The 15239-nt window shown below is 61.0% G+C and carries 15 protein-coding genes; all 15 read left to right on the forward strand.

Annotated features, from left to right (window positions below; translation table 11 throughout):
• Positions 1 to 3: 3 nt before the first annotated feature.
• The 15 genes from QTI04_RS16185 (at position 4) to QTI04_RS16250 (ending at position 15222) form a co-directional block, all read left to right on the forward strand.
• A complete protein-coding gene (locus tag QTI04_RS16185; RefSeq protein ID WP_286616526.1) occupies positions 4 to 996 on the forward strand; it encodes an enoyl-CoA hydratase-related protein in 993 nt (330 codons plus the stop codon).
• Positions 926 to 1912 (forward strand): NAD(P)-dependent oxidoreductase, encoded by a 987-nt coding sequence (locus QTI04_RS16190; RefSeq protein WP_286616527.1) that lies wholly within the window; start codon positions 926 to 928, stop codon positions 1910 to 1912. The genes QTI04_RS16185 and QTI04_RS16190 overlap by 71 nt, the downstream gene beginning before the upstream one ends.
• A 33-nt stretch (positions 1913 to 1945) precedes the next feature.
• Positions 1946 to 2797, forward strand: coding sequence for a 3-hydroxybutyryl-CoA dehydrogenase (locus QTI04_RS16195; protein WP_286616528.1), 852 nt, complete (start codon positions 1946 to 1948; stop codon positions 2795 to 2797).
• 9 nt (positions 2798 to 2806) lie between these two features.
• Positions 2807 to 3586, forward strand: a complete 780-nt coding sequence (locus QTI04_RS16200; protein WP_286616529.1) for an enoyl-CoA hydratase — start codon at positions 2807 to 2809, stop codon at positions 3584 to 3586.
• 31 nt (positions 3587 to 3617) lie between these two features.
• On the forward strand, positions 3618 to 4805 hold the full coding sequence (locus QTI04_RS16205; RefSeq protein ID WP_286616530.1) for an acetyl-CoA C-acyltransferase family protein: 1188 nt from the start codon (positions 3618 to 3620) through the stop codon (positions 4803 to 4805).
• A gap of 41 nt (positions 4806 to 4846) precedes the next feature.
• Complete coding sequence (locus tag QTI04_RS16210; protein ID WP_286616531.1) at positions 4847 to 6007, forward strand: acyl-CoA dehydrogenase family protein; 1161 nt, start codon at positions 4847 to 4849, stop codon at positions 6005 to 6007.
• Positions 6004 to 7161: an enoyl-CoA hydratase/isomerase family protein gene (locus tag QTI04_RS16215; protein WP_286616532.1), complete on the forward strand. Its 1158-nt coding sequence runs from the start codon at positions 6004 to 6006 to the stop codon at positions 7159 to 7161. The genes QTI04_RS16210 and QTI04_RS16215 overlap by 4 nt, the downstream gene beginning before the upstream one ends.
• Before the next feature lie 19 nt (positions 7162 to 7180).
• Complete coding sequence (locus QTI04_RS16220) at positions 7181 to 8755, forward strand: alpha/beta hydrolase (RefSeq protein ID WP_286616534.1); 1575 nt, start codon at positions 7181 to 7183, stop codon at positions 8753 to 8755.
• 93 nt (positions 8756 to 8848) lie between these two features.
• On the forward strand, positions 8849 to 9808 hold the full coding sequence (locus QTI04_RS16225; RefSeq protein WP_286616535.1) for an alpha/beta fold hydrolase: 960 nt from the start codon (positions 8849 to 8851) through the stop codon (positions 9806 to 9808).
• Positions 9809 to 9891: 83 nt separating this feature from the next.
• The gene (locus QTI04_RS16230; protein WP_286616536.1) at positions 9892 to 10656 is read left to right on the forward strand and encodes a 2-keto-4-pentenoate hydratase; all 765 of its coding nucleotides are present in this window, start codon (positions 9892 to 9894) and stop codon (positions 10654 to 10656) included.
• A gap of 60 nt (positions 10657 to 10716) precedes the next feature.
• Positions 10717 to 11733, forward strand: coding sequence for a phosphotransferase family protein (locus QTI04_RS16235; RefSeq protein WP_286616537.1), 1017 nt, complete (start codon positions 10717 to 10719; stop codon positions 11731 to 11733).
• Positions 11734 to 11768: 35 nt separating this feature from the next.
• Positions 11769 to 12206: a GFA family protein gene (locus QTI04_RS34315; RefSeq protein ID WP_369292800.1), complete on the forward strand. Its 438-nt coding sequence runs from the start codon at positions 11769 to 11771 to the stop codon at positions 12204 to 12206.
• Between the two features lie 4 nt (positions 12207 to 12210).
• Complete coding sequence (locus QTI04_RS16240) at positions 12211 to 13197, forward strand: NADPH:quinone reductase (RefSeq protein WP_286616538.1); 987 nt, start codon at positions 12211 to 12213, stop codon at positions 13195 to 13197.
• 299 nt (positions 13198 to 13496) lie between these two features.
• Positions 13497 to 14744 carry an acyl-CoA dehydrogenase family protein gene (locus tag QTI04_RS16245; RefSeq protein WP_286616539.1) on the forward strand — a complete coding sequence of 416 codons (1248 nt, stop codon included), beginning with the start codon at positions 13497 to 13499 and terminating at the stop codon, positions 14742 to 14744.
• Positions 14745 to 14826: 82 nt separating this feature from the next.
• Positions 14827 to 15222 (forward strand): hypothetical protein, encoded by a 396-nt coding sequence (locus QTI04_RS16250; RefSeq protein ID WP_286616540.1) that lies wholly within the window; start codon positions 14827 to 14829, stop codon positions 15220 to 15222.
• The last annotated feature ends 17 nt before the right edge of the window (positions 15223 to 15239 follow it).

Below are 15239 nucleotides of genomic sequence, written 5' to 3' on the forward strand. Positions count from 1 at the left end.
CAAATGAGAACCTATGAGACCTTGATGCTGGAATTGAACGACGGCGTGCTGTGGCTGACACTGAACCGCCCGGAACAGCTCACTGCGTTCACGGTGACGATGGCGAACGAGCTGATCGAGGCGTTCACCGAAATCAGCGATGACGACAGCATCCGTGCCGTCATTGTCACCGGCGCCGGCAGAGCCTTCTGTGCCGGCATGGACCTTTCTCGCGAAGGGAATGTCTTCGGCCTGGACGAGAGTCTCAAGCCCTCGATGTCGGATCTGGACGAGCGCTACGACGATCCCGTGATAGTTAATGGTGTCCGCGACACGGGCGGCCGCGTCGCGATGGCCATATTGGCATGCAAGAAGCCCGTCATCGCGGCGATCAATGGACCGGCCGTCGGCATCGGCGCAACGATGACCTTGGCGATGGACATTCGCATCGCCTCGGAAGCGGCGCGAGTCGGCTTTGTCTTCAGCCGGGTGGGCATCGTGCCAGAGGCATGCTCGACCTGGCTTTTGCCGAAGTTGGTGGGCATTTCGCAGACCCTCGAATGGCTGTATCGGGCGGATGTATTCGATGCCGAGGAAGGCCGGCGTGGGGGCCTGATCCGTAGGGTGGTTCCGCCCGGGGAGCTCCACGCTGAAGCGGAGGCACTCGCGCGCAGCCTCATCGATGGGAAGTCCGCCGTCTCGGCGGCAATGATCCGCCAGATGGTGTACCGCAACGCTGGCCAGCCCGATCCATTGCTCGCCCACAAGCTCGAGTCGCTAGGGGTCTTTATGCCAGCCAGGGTGACAGCAAAGAAGGAGTGGCTGCGTTCCTCCAACGCCGGCCCCCGCAGTTCGCCGGACGACCGTCCACCGACATGCCGCCGTTCTACCCCTGGTGGTGAACGGATCGCCGCACGTCTTAAGCAACCTCAATGGAGAAGCAACAGTGATCATCATATTTGGCGGAACCGGCATGCTCGGACAGCACACCGCAAAGGAACTGATCGACCACGGTGAAACCGTCGTCGTTACGGGCGTACGGCGCCAGACGCCCGTGCTGCTACAGGATGCCATCGAGCGCAAGCAGGCGTTCGTCGAATACGTCGACTTGACCGACCCGTACGCTGTGATGGGCGTGATGGACAAGTACAAGCCGGACACGATCGTAGACACGTCCGGCTATGCACCCAAGCAACTCGCGCCTGCCGCGGAAGTTCGCGCTCGAGTGACGGCGGAGCTGAACCTCCTGGAGGCTGCCAAGCTGAACGGTGTCAAGCGCATCGTGCTGACGAGTTCGTCCGATGCCTATTGGGGGCTGGGCCCTGAGTCCATGCCCTTGAAAGAGGACATGGCCTCACCGCTGCAGGAGACCGACGACAACTTCATCGTGCAGTCGTGGGCAAAGAAGACGCTTGAGGTCATCGCGAACCTGTATCGCCGGCAAGAGGGGCTGAACGTCGTGACGGTGCGTTGCAGCGGGATGTATGGACCCATTTATCGAACCTTCCTGAACCTGCCGAGCCGGCTGATCAAGGCAGGGCTGTCTGGTACCGCTCCTGATTTCTCCAAGGGGAGCGGAGTGCCAGTGGAGACGGACGGATACGACCAGACCTACGTCAAGGACATTGCCTACGGGATGGGACTTGTCATACGGGCACCTTCGCTGAAGCACCACATCTACAACCTCGGCAGCGGTAGGGCAGTGACATACGGAGAGATTGCACGCGCGGCTGAGAACGCCATCCCAGGATTCAAGGTTCAACTGCGAAGCGCGGCGCAAGACTCATCCGAAGCATCCGGGCCCGAAGTGAACATGGGCAATTTCTACATGGACATCTCGCGGCTGCGCGACGAACTGGGCTACGAACCACGGTACACGCCCGAGCGTGCCGTGGCCGAGTACACCGAGTGGTTGCGCACGCATGAAACGTGACTTGGCGATGACCAACCTCGAAAGAGCATTCTCATGAACATCAATCGAATTGGCATCATCGGGGCAGGCACGATGGGCAATGGCATTGCGCAGGTTTGCGCCATGGCCGGCCTTCATGTGTCGATGATCGACGTCTCCCAAGCGGCCGTTGATCGAGGAACTGCCGCGTTGACGGCAAGTCTTGAGCGTCTCGTCAAGAAAGGCAAGCTCAGTGCGACGGACATGCAAGCAGCTGCGGCGCGGGTAAGCGGAACCACCAGCTACGACGCTCTCGCGACCGCAGACCTGGTCGTTGAGGCCGCTACGGAGAACCTTGATCTCAAGCTCAGAATTCTTCAGCAGATTGGCGAGACGGTTCCTGCCAATGCGATCATTGCGTCGAACACCTCGTCCATCTCCATCACACAGCTCGCCGCTGTCGTGCCTCATCCCGAACGATTTATCGGCACGCACTTCTTCAACCCTGTGCCGCTGATGGAGCTGCTAGAGCTCATTCGCGGCCTGCAGACCTCGAATGAGACGCATGCGTTGGCGTTGGGATTTGCGAAGGCGATCGGCAAGACACCGATCACAGCAAAGAACAGCCCAGGCTTTGCGGTGAATCGAATCCTGGTCCCAATGATCAATGAGGCGATCTTCGTGTTGCAGGAGGGCTTGTCGACCGCCAAGGACATCGACCTTGGCATGAAGCTAGGCTGCAATCACCCGATCGGCCCTTTGGCACTGGCCGACCTGATCGGTCTCGACACGCTGCTGTCGGTGATGACCGTTTTCTATGAGGGTTTCAACGATCCGAAGTATCGGCCGGCGCCACTGTTGAAGGAAATGGTCGCGGCCGGACGCTTCGGTCGCAAAACCGGTAGCGGCTTCTACACCTATTCCTAGAGAGAGCTTATGACCTACGAGAACATCGAAGTGCGCGTCGAGGCCGACAAGGTGGGCATCGTCACGCTGAACCGGCCCAAGGCACTGAACGCGCTCAACGACGCGCTCATGACCGAATTAGGCCAGGCACTCAAGGCCTTCGACGCCGATCCGGCCATCGGCTGCGTCATCCTGACCGGCTCCGAGCGCGCCTTTGCGGCCGGCGCCGACATCGCGGCGATGGCCAAGTACAGCTTTCTCGACGTCTACAAGGGCGACTACATCACGCGCAACTGGGAAATCATTCGGCAGATCCGCAAGCCCGTGATCGCAGCCGTGAGCGGCTTCGCGCTCGGCGGCGGCTGCGAGCTCGCAATGATGTGCGACTTCATCATTGCCGCCGACAACGCCAAGTTCGGACAGCCCGAGATCAAGATCGGTGTCATCCCGGGTGCGGGGGGCACGCAGCGACTGCCGCGCGCGGTGGGCAAGTCGAAGGCCATGGACATGGCCCTGACCGCCCGCATGATGGACGCGACGGAGGCCGAGCGCGCCGGCCTGGTGAGCCGCATCGTGCCCTACGAGAAGCTGGCCGAGGAGGCGCTGGGTGCAGCGCTGGCCATCGCGAACTTCTCGCAGGTCGCGGTGATGGCGGCCAAGGAATCGGTCAACCGGGCTTTTGAGAGCGGACTCTCGGACGGTGTGATGTTCGAGCGCCGCTTGTTCCACGCGCTGTTTGCGACCGCCGACCAAAAGGAGGGCATGGAAGCCTTCATCTCCAAGCGGCCGCCTGCATTCACCAACAGCTGACAAGCACACGCAACATTCGGAAGGCTAAATCATGACTTCACAGCGCGAAATCTTTGTGGTCGGCACCGCCCGCACTGCCATCGGCACCTTCGGCGGATCGCTCAAGGACGTGCCCAACACCCAATTGGCAACGACGGCTGTGAAGGCAGCGATCGGACGTAGCGGGGTCGCACCGGATGCAGTGGGCCATGTCGTTCTGGGGAACGTCATTCCGACCGATGTGAAGGACGCGTACCTCAGTCGCGTCGCGGCGATCGATGCGGGCTGCCCGATCGAGACGCCCGCGTTCAATGTCAATCGCCTTTGTGGCTCCGGCCTGCAGGCCATCATCTCAGCGTCCCAGGCGATCTCGCTGGGCGACTGCGATGTCGCCATCGGCGGGGGATCCGAATCAATGAGTCGCGGGCCGTACTTTGATACGGCTGCCCGCTACGGTGCCCGCATGGGCGATGCAGTCCTGGTCGACTACATGCTCGGCATCCTGCACGATCCATGGGAGAAGATGCACATGGGCATCACTGCGGAAAACGTTGCTGCCCGCTATTCGATCACGCGCGAGCAGCAGGACGCTTTGGCGGTAGTGAGCCAGCAGCGTGCAGCCGCGGCGATCACAGCTGGCCATTTCAAGGACCAGATCGTTCCGGTCGAGGTGAAGACGCGGAAGGGCGTCGTGCGGTTCGAGACCGACGAGCACGTGCGGGGCGAGACGACCGCTGAAACGCTCTCGAAGATGAAGCCTGCGTTCAAGAAGGACGGCCTTGTCACCGCGGGCAACGCGTCAGGGATCAACGATGGCGCGTCCGCGGTAGTTCTCGTCGCTGGTTCACGTCTACAGGCGCTAGGACTAAAGCCGCTGGCGCGCCTTGTCGGTTACGCACATGCGGGCGTCGAGCCCGCCTACATGGGCATCGGCCCGGTACCGGCCACGCGCAAGGTGCTGGAGCGGACGGGCCTGAAGGTCAGCGACCTCGACGTCATCGAGTCGAACGAAGCGTTTGCCGCGCAAGCCTGCGCCGTCATCCAAGAACTCAATCTTGATCCTGCCAAGGTGAACCCCAACGGGTCCGGAATTTCCTTGGGTCATCCCGTCGGCGCGACGGGCGCGATCATCACGACGAAGGCGATCGCGGAGCTGCATCGAACCGGTGGGCGCTACGCCCTGGTGACGATGTGCATTGGCGGCGGCCAGGGCATTGCCGCAATCTTCGAGCGCGTCTGACCGCGGCGTCACCATCTCGCTCCGCAAGAGGAATCCAGGCCATGAACTTTGAACTGTCAGAAGATCAGCGCGCGTTTCAGGAGACGGCGCGCGATTTCGCGGCCAATGAGTTGGCGCCCCACGCCGCGGAGTGGGACGAAAACGCCACTTTCCCCGTCGAAGCCATCCGCAGGGCCGGCGAACTGGGATTCTGCGGGCTCTACACGGATGAGCGCTGGGGAGGCCTCTCGCTATCACGCCTCGATGCGTCCATCGTATTTGAAGAGCTTGCAGCGGCCTGCCCGTCGACCGCTGCCTTCATCACCATTCACAACATGGCGACCTGGATGCTCACTAGCAACGCAAGTGAGGAGGTCGCTAGCCACTGGGGTCCGCTTTTGACAAGTGGCGCGAAGCTCGCGTCGTATTGCCTTACGGAGCCTAGCGCAGGATCGGATGCAGCTTCCCTGAGGACCACCGCCAGGCGTGTGGATGGCATGTACGAGCTCAATGGGTCGAAAGCATTCATCTCCGGCGCAGGTAGCACGGCTGTGCTTGTGGTTATGGCGCGTACGGGCGACCCGGGTTCAGCGGGCATTTCGGCCTTCGTAGTGCCCGCCGATACGCCCGGCGTAATCTATGGCCGGAAGGAACAGAAGATGGGATGGAACAGCCAGCCCACTCGCGGCATTACGTTCGAGAACGCCCGAGTGCCTGCGTCCCATATCCTCGGTAAGGAAGGTGACGGCTTCAAGATTGCCATGAAGGGCCTAGACGGCGGGCGCATAAACATTGCCACCTGCTCTGTCGGTGCGGCGCAGGGGGCCCTGAACGCAGCGCAGCGCTACATGCATGAGCGTCAGCAGTTCGGAAAGCCGCTCGCGCATTTTCAAGCTCTCCAGTTCAAGCTCGCGGACATGGCCGTCGAGCTGGTGGCGTCACGTCAGATGGTGAGGCTCGCCGCCAGCAAGCTGGATGCGGGCGCGCCGGACGTGAATGTGTACTGCGCCATGGCGAAGCGTTTGGCCACCGACCTCTGCTTCAACGTTTGCAACGAAGCGCTTCAGATTCACGGCGGCTACGGCTACATCCGCGAGTACCCACTTGAGCGTTTCCTGCGCGACGCTCGAGTACATCAGATCCTCGAGGGCACCAACGAGATCATGCGCGTCATCATCGCCCGTCGGATGCTCGAAGACGACGCCCCGGAAAGCATCCGATGAGCAAGCTGCCCGGTGGTGAGGACCATGTTTCCTCGGGACTTGCCGAGACGCAAGCTTGCGTCCTGCTCGCGGAGGTTGACACGGCCTGCGGACGGCGGTTCGGTCGGGCCACGCTCAACTCGACCGCCACCCTCAATGCCTTGACGCTCGACATGATCAACCTGCTCGGGCCCGCGCTCGACCGTTGGGCTCGCGATCCGCGCATCGTGGGGATAGTCCTAGACGCTGTAGGTGACAAGGCATTTTGCGCAGGCGGTGATCTGCAGCGGTTGTACGCGTCGATGAACAACACCAAAAAGGGAGAGATCCCGCTCGACGCCGCCCAGTTCTTCGAACACGAGTATCGCCTCGACTATCAGATTCATACCTATCCCAAGCCTGTGCTGTGCTGGGGCCACGGGATCGTCATGGGAGGCGGGATTGGTCTGTTGGCAGGGGCTTCGCACCGGGTCGCCACGCCGCAGACCCGCCTCGCGATGCCTGAGATCTCCCTGGGGCTGTACCCCGATGTTGGCGGCAGTTGGTTCTTGCGCCGCGCTCCGGGAAAGAGTGGCCTGTTTCTCGCCTTGACGGGTGCTTCGATGAATGCGCTCGACGCCAGGTTTGTTGGACTGGTGGATTTCGTGGTAGGTCATGACCAGAAGTCGACGCTGCTGGCGAGCATTGCCGGCTCTCATTGGCTAGATGACCCGGAGGCCAACTCTGCGCAGTTGAGTCATTTCCTCGGTCAGCACGCTTCGAAAGCCGAGCTCAAGGAGTCGCAGATTCGCAAGCACTACGACCTCATCGACGAGACCATCGGGCACGACAGCCTGGCAGACATCGCGCATCGCCTTGAGGCTCTCACGCAGCACGACGATCGCTGGCTTTCCCAGGCGGCAACGACCTTCGTAAAGGGGTCACCGACCTCGGCGGCATTGTCCTTTGCGCTGTGGCGAAGGGTTCTGCATCTGTCCATGGCCGATGTGCTGCGACTTGAGTACCACGTGTCGGTGGCCTGCGCTCGATTTGGCGACTTCGCTGAAGGAATCAGGGCGCTGATCATCGACAAGGATCGTGAACCGCGCTGGCATCCGGCATCGCTCGCCGAAGTAAGCCAGGCACATATCCAGTCATTTATGCAGCCGCCTCACCCCCTGGCGGACCTCGTCTAGGCACATCTTGGAGACCCCCATGAATTCAGACAGCTTGCAGCGGCTTTTCGACAACTGGACCCGCGGATGGCCTCTCCAACCAACATCCGAGCCGGGGGCCGGTCGACTGGCCGATGACCCTCGGTTCAAAGATCCTTCGTGGTCCAAGACGCCCTATGGCCGTTCCTTGCTCAGTTGGTACGAGATGGCTGGCAATGCGTCGCAGCAAATCGTACAACTGGGTGCAGGCCTGCCGCCTCATCAAAAAAACGTCTGGGACTTCTACGTGCAGTACGCAGTCGATGCATTGTCGCCATCGAACTTTCTCCTGACCAATCCGCAGGCCCTGCAGAAGGCCGCGGAGACGAATGGCCAAAGCGTACTCACCGGCGCAGCACGCATGCTCAACGATCTTCAGAGAAACGCGCTACCTGCGTCTACCGATATGGAGGCATTCACTGTCGGCGTCAACCTGGCGACGTCGGCGGGCTCGGTGATCTACCAGAACGAGATTTTTCAGCTGATCCAGTACAAGCCGTTGACAACCAACGTTGCCGCTGTGCCGCTGTTGATGGTGCCGCCATGCGTGAACAAGTTCTACGCGTTCGACTTGAACGAGAAGAAGTCATTCGTAAAGTATCTCCTGGAGCAGGGCCACAACGTGTTCATGATGTCGTGGCGCAATCCGCGACCGGGCACCGACAGTCATGGCTGGGACGACTATGTTTTCGATGGCGTGCACAAGGCCCTCGAGGTGACTTGCGAGATCAGCGCGTCGCCAAAGGCCAACCTGCTGGCGTGGTGTATCGGCGGTGCACTTTCGGTGTCTGCGCTGGCGGTGATGGATCCCGATGAACGGAAGCGCGTTGCATCGGCCACGTTTCTGACCACGCTGGTGGACTACTCCGATCATGGCGATGTCGGCGTGTTTGTCGACGGCCCACAGATCAGCGCCTTTGAACCGCGCGTCCGCATGAAAGGCGTCATGCCTGGACAAGACCTGGCAAAGGCAATGGCGATGTTGCACGCCAAGGACTCGATCTGGAACTTCTACGTCAACAACTACCTGTTGGGTGAGAGCGTCCCGCCGTTCGATGTGCTGTATTGGAACAGTGACACGGCCAACGTGCCGGGGGAGCTCTACCAGTACTACATGGAAAACATGTACATGAAAAACCTGCTGCGTGAGCCCGGCGCGCTGACCTTGCGGGGAAGAAAGGTCGATGTGGGCAGTATCGAGGCGCCCACTTGCTTCGTGTCGGCCACGGAGGACCATATCGTGCCGTGGCAGGCGACCCTTCTGGCCCTGGAGATGTTTTCCGGGCCCACGGAATTCATCCTCACAGAAGGTGGCCACGTGTCCGGTACGGCCATCAATCACCCGGCCACCTCTCGCAAGAGCTACTGGCAAAAGGGCCCTCGGACTATAGATCCCGAAGCTTGGAAGGATGGCGCCAAGAAGCATCCAGGCAGTTGGTGGCCCGCTTGGTGCCAATGGGCCGCGCGCGCCGGCGGCAGAAAGGTGCCGGCTCCAAAGCAACTGGGAAGCAAGACCTGGCAGCCTCTGGAAGAAGCGCCCGGCTCGTATGTGCTCGAGCAGGTCCCCCAGGCCTGACGCCCGATGCTTAGCGACTCACGCGCCTCCGACAGCGGCCAGTTTCCGGATGTGGAGGCTACAGACCACCGCGTTGCCGGGGCGAAGGCGGGTGTGGAAATTCACGTTCGCAACAAAAGGCTGCGGAGCCTCGAAACGCCTGCGCAAGATAAGGTCGTTGTGTTCGTTCACGGGGCCACCTACCCGGGATCAGTTGCGTTCGACCATGCGATGTTTGGTGGCGGATCGTGGATGGACTATCTGGCGCTGCACGGATTCGACTCGTATCTGTTTGATGTTCGCGGCTACGGCCGTTCTTCGCGACCTTCGTTGGAGGCAACAGGGGACGCTGTGCGCCGACCCTATGCTCGTACGCCGGAAGCCTTGGAGGATCTGGGCGCCGTAGTCGACTTTGTCCGGCGGCGTGCAAATGTCGCCAAGGTCAACCTCATTGGGTGGTCATGGGGGACGGCGGTTGGCGGAGGCTTTACCTCGGAACACAGCAACTTCGTGCGCCATCTCGTCATGGTGGCGCCTCTATGGACGATTCACACCTGGCCGGGCGTTGAGATGTCTCGCCTCATGATGTCGTCGCTGCCATGGCCTGCGAATGGACACCCGGACTACTTTGGTCCCTATCGGAGCGTTTCGAAGGCCGAGACCCGGCAGCGGTGGGTGCGCGGACTTGAGCCGGATGTGGCCGAGGAGTTGATGCCTCAGGCCGAGTTTGAGGTTTGGTGGAAGGCGCTGCTCGCGATTCAGGAGGGCCGCGGCTCAGGGCGTGGCTCCGTGGAGGCACCGAATGGCGTGATGGCAGATCTGTTCGAACTGTGGTCTGCAGCGCGCCCCACCTATGTACCTGAACGCATTGCAGTTCCGACCCAGTTGCTCCTCGGGGAATGGGACGTCGATACCCCGTTGAACATGGCGCAGAAGCTGTTCTCGAAATTGGACAGGGCCCCCTACAAGCGGCTTGAGATCTTGGGGCGTGGGACGCACTCCATGCCACTGGAACTCAATCGTGTCGATCTTTACCGTAGAACTCGCGAGTTTCTCGAGGCCCGCTTCATTTAAGCAGGGCGGATGCCCTGTGCCCTTAACGCCCATCAACCCCAACTATTGCTGGTTCACCCTTAGGACTCGCATTGGAGACCATTTTGACGACCATTCAACCCCTCGCAACATTCATCGCCAACACGACGCGGGATGGGATTTGCCGATCAGCAGGCCTTTGGGAGCAAGCGCTGCAATGCGACGAAGATGCATACCAGGTTCAGGATCGCGTGGCTGTGGAACTCGGATGGTTCAAGCCCGGCGAGGTGCAGATCTGGATGTCTAGCGGACCGACTCGCTTCGATCCCCTTAGTCACGCACGTCTTCCTCTGCATACTGTGCGCCCAAGCGGCACCAGTCTGTCCGACCTGACGTTTCGCCGTCCTTACGTGCAGGCGGGGGTCGCGCTTCGCCTCGGCCAGAGCGTCACCTCAGAAATCGCTGCACGCATCACCGAGTCAGATGTGGAATCGCTGGTCAGTTCGATGGCGGTCGCGATTGAAGTCTCGGATTCAAGGTGGTCAGAGCAGTGGGATGCACCCCCTCTTCTCCAACTGGCCGATACGGGATCACACGGGGTCTTGGTGCTCGACGAGTGGCGGCCCTACCAACGTCGCGACTGGGCGAAGCAAACCTGCAAGGTCGAGGTTGGCAAATCCTCGGTTGTCTTCAAGGGCACCTATGGCCTGGAGGATCCAGCTTGGCTCTTGCCCATCTGGCTCCGGCATGCGACTCGGGATGGCCGGACTGTGCCGGCCGGCTCGGCGGTGTTCACTGGCTCCTGGTCGGGCGGCATCGCATGTCCTGCCCTCACGCCAGTGCGAGTCAGCTTTGCGGATCTGGGTCAGGCGAAGTTGAGTTTGGGTTAGAGCGCGAAATCCTACTCGTGGCGCGCTCTGGCACGACCGCTGTGTTCCGATTGGACTTTCATGACCACATCCCTTGATTTGGGCTTCGATCCCAACTGCCTCGATGCCTTCTTGCAGCAGGAGCTTCCGGACCTGGCGGGTCCAATGGTTCTGCAGCGCATTTCGGGCGGCCAGTCGAATCCGACGTTCTTCGTCAGTTACGACAACCGCCGATTGGTGCTGCGAAAGCGGCCAGCCGGGCCAGTGCTGCCATCTGCCCATGCGATTGACCGTGAGCACCGTGTCATGAGCGCGCTGGCTGCGACAGGCGTACCCGTCCCACCGATGGTCCTGTACCACGCGGACGAGGATGTGATCGGCACAGCCTTCTATGTGATGGAACGCGTTGAGGGGAGGGTGTTCGACGACTGCGCCTTGCCTGGCATCGCCCCGGAGGAACGGCGAAGCATGTACTTTGCCATGGCTGATACCCTTTCGGCGCTGCACAGGGTCGACTGGCGAAAGGCCGGGCTAAGTGACTTCGGGCGGCCCCTTAACTACTTCGAACGGCAGATCGATCGCTGGACCCGGCAGTGGAAGAGTTCGAAGACTCGCGACCTGCCAGACGTCGAGCGGTTGATCGAGTGGCTACCTCGACATGTTCCATCCGGAGACTCTACGGCCATCGCGCACGGTGACTTCCGCATCGGCAATCTCATGTTCCATCCAACGGAGCCTCGCGTCGTGGCGGTTCTCGATTGGGAGTTGTCAACGCTGGGCCATCCCCTGGCCGATCTGGCCTACAGCGCCTTGGCATGGCGGCTAAGGCCAGACGAGTACATGGGCATGCGTGGCCTCGATCTTGATGCGCTCGGTATTCCGCACGAACAGGACTACATCGATCGCTACGGTAGCGAATTCGGTCGCGTCGAGCCGTTCCACTTCGCGTTCGCGCTGTTTCGGTTGACCGTGATCTTCGAAGGAATCGCTACGCGTGCGAAGTCGGGAACTGCAACGTCCGAAAACGCGGGCCGAGTGGGGGAACTTAGTGAGGGATTCGCCCGGCGCGCTATTGAAACGCTTGAGATGCCTAAGTAAATCCAGCTCTTTAACATCAGCAAGATTGGAAGAAGATGATCAACAGAACTGCAAACTGTGCGTGCGGACAGCTCAGCATCCTATGCCGCGGAGACCCAACATTCGTCGCGCTGTGTCATTGTCAACACTGTCAACGACGAACCGGCAGCGTGTTCGCTGTCAACGCCGTGTTCCCAAAAAGTGAAACGACTTCGTCGGGGGTTGCGAGCGAATTCACTCGCACCGGCGACAGCGGACGCAGCGTGACCTTCCACTTCTGCCCCAAATGCGGCACGTCGGTATTCTGGGATCTCGAAGCGCGAGCCGATTCCTATGGTGTGGCTGTCGGTGCGTTTGCCGATCCGACATTTGGGCCGCCTGCCAGAGCCGTCTGGGCCGAGAATATGCATGAGTGGGCGGTACCCCAGGCGTCTATTCCAGCGTTCCAAAAAGGGGCCGCTGCTGCCGCGCCTAAGGCCGGCAAACCTGGATAAGCAAATGCGAGCTGCTTACTACGAGCGAACGGGTCGTGCCGATGAGGTGCTCTTAATCGGCGAGCTGCCTGATCCTCAACCTGAACCGGGCGAGGTGCGTGTGCGAATGCAATGGTCGGGCGTCAACCCTTCGGACGTTAAGGCCCGTGCAGGTTCTCGTGGACCGACACCGCCGTTCCCGCGAATAGTGCCGCACAGCGACGGCATGGGGCTGATCGACGCGGTTGGGGAGGGTGTTGACCCGAAGCGTATCGGGGAGCGCGTATGGACCTGGAACGCTGCGTGGGAGCGCGCCAGCGGAACCGCTGCGCAGTACATCGCACTACCCGAGCGGCAGGCAGTTCCGTTGCCGGAAAACGTTCCGGGTGAAGTTGGTGCATGCCTGGGCATACCGGCGTTGACAGCGCTCCACGCGGTGCTCAGCGATGGCGGGGTATCCGGTCAACGCGTGCTCGTTGCTGGAGGGGCAGGGGCCGTGGGCCACTACGCAATACAGTTCGCACGACTGCTTGGGGCCGCGCAAGTCCTCTCGACCGTTAGCAACGAGAGTAAGGAGGCGGTGGCGCGCAACGCGGGTGCGACCGAGGTGATCAACTATCGCAAAGCGAACGTAGCGCAGGCCGTGCTCGACGCCACCTCCGGCGAGGGCGTGGATCGTGTCATCGAGGTCGACATCGCCGCCAATGCAGCACTCGATCTTGAGATCATCCGCCACGAGGGTTTATGGGTCGTGTACGGCAGTGGCTCGCGCGAGTTTTCGCTGCCGTTCTTCCCGTTGATCTCGAAGAACGTCCTGGCGCGCTTTTTCATGGTCTACCGCCTGAGCAGTGCGGACCGTCAGCGCGCAATCTCGCTGTTAACCGACTGGCTGAGGCGTGATCTCTTGAAGCACAGCATCGGTCAGCAGTTCTCACTTGACCAGATCGCAGACGCGCATTCGGCGGTGGAAATGGGAGGAGCGATGGGCAATGTCGTGTTGGCGATTGGTTGAGCCTGTGCGACACAGGGTAAGTTAGAGGCCCTGCATCGAACGGTACCGCCGTCGGCGCGTTCGGCGACTCGAAGTTTGACCCGGCTTTGGCTGGGTCAGTTGGAGGCCTGGCGCGAAGGTGCGGGTCAGGCAGGGTCAGCGCCTGCATTCGAAGAGGGCGGGGCTGCTGTGCTCAGCATCACGACGTTCGGACAAACAAAGCGTGCCGCACTTTGTCGACGAATTGGGCCGGCGCATTCAAAAAGCGTGCGCAAGCGCGAGGGCTTCGCCTCGTGCCTGCGCTTTATCAGGACAATGCCATGGATTTCCAGTTTCCCGACGAGACGCAGCAAATGCAGCGCACGATGCGCCGCTTCGTGGACATCGAGGTACTGCCGCGTCTGTACGATTTCGAGCGCCTCGCTGCCACCGATTCCTACCCGTTGGAGGTGATCGAACCGCTGAAGCAAAAGGCGCGAAAGGCAGGCCTTTGGAACCTGTTCCTCCCGGCTTTGAAGGACGATGAGCCCGGAACGCGCCTGACCAACCTACAGTACGCGCCGCTCGCGGAGATCATTGGTCGCATCCCCTGGGCTTCGGAAGTTTTCAACTGCAGTGCACCGGACACCGGAAACATGGAGTTGCTCCACCTGTTTGCTACGCCCGAGCAGCGAACCGCCTGGCTCCAACCCTTGCGGGATGGGCGAATCCGCTCCTGCTTTGCCATGACGGAGCCGGATGTCGCCTCCTCGGACGCGACCAACATTCAAACCACGATCCGGCGCGATGGAGACTTCTACGTGATAAATGGTCGGAAGTGGTTCGCCACCGGTGCGATGCATCCCAACTGCCGAATTGCGATTGTGATGGGCATCACGAACGAAATGACAGAGGCGCCGCGGCACCAGCGGCATTCGATGGTTATCGTTCCTTTGGACACGCCAGGTCTACAGGTCGTGCGCAACGTACCCATCATGCACCACCACGCGCCTGAGGGGCACTGCGAACTTCTATTCACCGATGTACGCGTGCTGAAAAACCTGCTCGGGAGCGAGAACGAAGGCTTCGCGCTCGCGCAAGCACGGTTGGGGCCCGGGCGCGTGCATCATTGCATGCGCTCGATCGGGCAGTGCGAGTTGGCCATCGAGCTGATGTGCGAGCGAGCGCTCTCGCGTCGTGCCTTTGGCAAGCACTTATCGGAGTTCGCCAACGTGCAGGACTGGATCGCGCACTCGCGGGTGGAGATTGATCAGGCCCGTCTGCTGGTTCTTCAGGCGGCCTGGAAAATGGACACCTTCGGCAACAAGGCAGCGCACATTGACGTATCCGCGATCAAGCTGGTTGCCGCGCAGTTGCAGACCAGGGTCCTCGACCGTGCGATGCAAGTGTTTGGAGCCATGGGACTGACGCCGGACACGCCTCTGTCTTTCCTCTGGTCCTGGGGCCGCGCTATGCGCTTTTTGGACGGTCCGGATGAAGTTCATCTGCGCAGCGTGGCACGCGCGGAATTGGCACGCTCGCGAGAGACCTTGGGCAGCACCGCTCCCTACTACCGCCCGGCAGCATGATGTTGATCCGCCGGCAGGCGAAAGGAATGAAGAGCCCTGATGGAAGGGATGGTAGGGGGAATTTGTGTTGCGCGAGGTCAGAATGTCCGCACAGCTGACCGAAGAGGAGATCGATCGGGAAGCCGCCCTCTATGGCGAGTTGCCAGGGTGCCAGAGCTGTTCGCCCTTTGCATCTCTGGGATGGGAGGCCTTCCCCACAACGGCTTCAGACAAGGATCTAGAGCGACTGGGGTCCCTGCGCGATCCGAACAATGAAGACCCGACGCTTGAAGAATTGCATACCGCGGGTACGTCGCTGTGGTCGCCCCAAGCGCCGATTGCATCGCACTACCACCCTTACAACCGAGCCGAGCTGTGGGCCTGCCGCAACTGCCATAAGCCGTTCTTGCGGTACACCGAGTACGGCGGCTACTACGAGGAGCGACGAATCCGAGAACTTCATGCGGCGCTGATTACGCACGCACGCCCTGGCGGATAGGAGACGCGCCGGGACGA

Origin of the sequence: Variovorax sp. J22R115, from assembly GCF_030317005.1 — a bacterium.
Classification (GTDB): domain Bacteria; phylum Pseudomonadota; class Gammaproteobacteria; order Burkholderiales; family Burkholderiaceae_C; genus Variovorax.

What these genes read in the sequence shown, in the direction of transcription:
- QTI04_RS16205 (WP_286616530.1), top strand. Translation starts at nt 3,618, where the DNA reads ATGACTTCACAGCGCGAAATCTTTGTGGTCGGCACCGCCCGCACTGCC.
- QTI04_RS16185 (WP_286616526.1), top strand. Translation starts at nt 4, where the DNA reads ATGAGAACCTATGAGACCTTGATGCTGGAATTGAACGACGGCGTGCTG.
- QTI04_RS16215 (WP_286616532.1), top strand. Translation starts at nt 6,004, where the DNA reads ATGAGCAAGCTGCCCGGTGGTGAGGACCATGTTTCCTCGGGACTTGCC.
- QTI04_RS16245 (WP_286616539.1), top strand. Translation starts at nt 13,497, where the DNA reads ATGGATTTCCAGTTTCCCGACGAGACGCAGCAAATGCAGCGCACGATG.
- QTI04_RS16200 (WP_286616529.1), top strand. Translation starts at nt 2,807, where the DNA reads ATGACCTACGAGAACATCGAAGTGCGCGTCGAGGCCGACAAGGTGGGC.
- QTI04_RS16220 (WP_286616534.1), top strand. Translation starts at nt 7,181, where the DNA reads ATGAATTCAGACAGCTTGCAGCGGCTTTTCGACAACTGGACCCGCGGA.
- QTI04_RS34315 (WP_369292800.1), top strand. Translation starts at nt 11,769, where the DNA reads ATGATCAACAGAACTGCAAACTGTGCGTGCGGACAGCTCAGCATCCTA.
- QTI04_RS16240 (WP_286616538.1), top strand. Translation starts at nt 12,211, where the DNA reads ATGCGAGCTGCTTACTACGAGCGAACGGGTCGTGCCGATGAGGTGCTC.
- QTI04_RS16210 (WP_286616531.1), top strand. Translation starts at nt 4,847, where the DNA reads ATGAACTTTGAACTGTCAGAAGATCAGCGCGCGTTTCAGGAGACGGCG.
- QTI04_RS16250 (WP_286616540.1), top strand. Translation starts at nt 14,827, where the DNA reads ATGTCCGCACAGCTGACCGAAGAGGAGATCGATCGGGAAGCCGCCCTC.
- QTI04_RS16195 (WP_286616528.1), top strand. Translation starts at nt 1,946, where the DNA reads ATGAACATCAATCGAATTGGCATCATCGGGGCAGGCACGATGGGCAAT.
- QTI04_RS16235 (WP_286616537.1), top strand. Translation starts at nt 10,717, where the DNA reads ATGACCACATCCCTTGATTTGGGCTTCGATCCCAACTGCCTCGATGCC.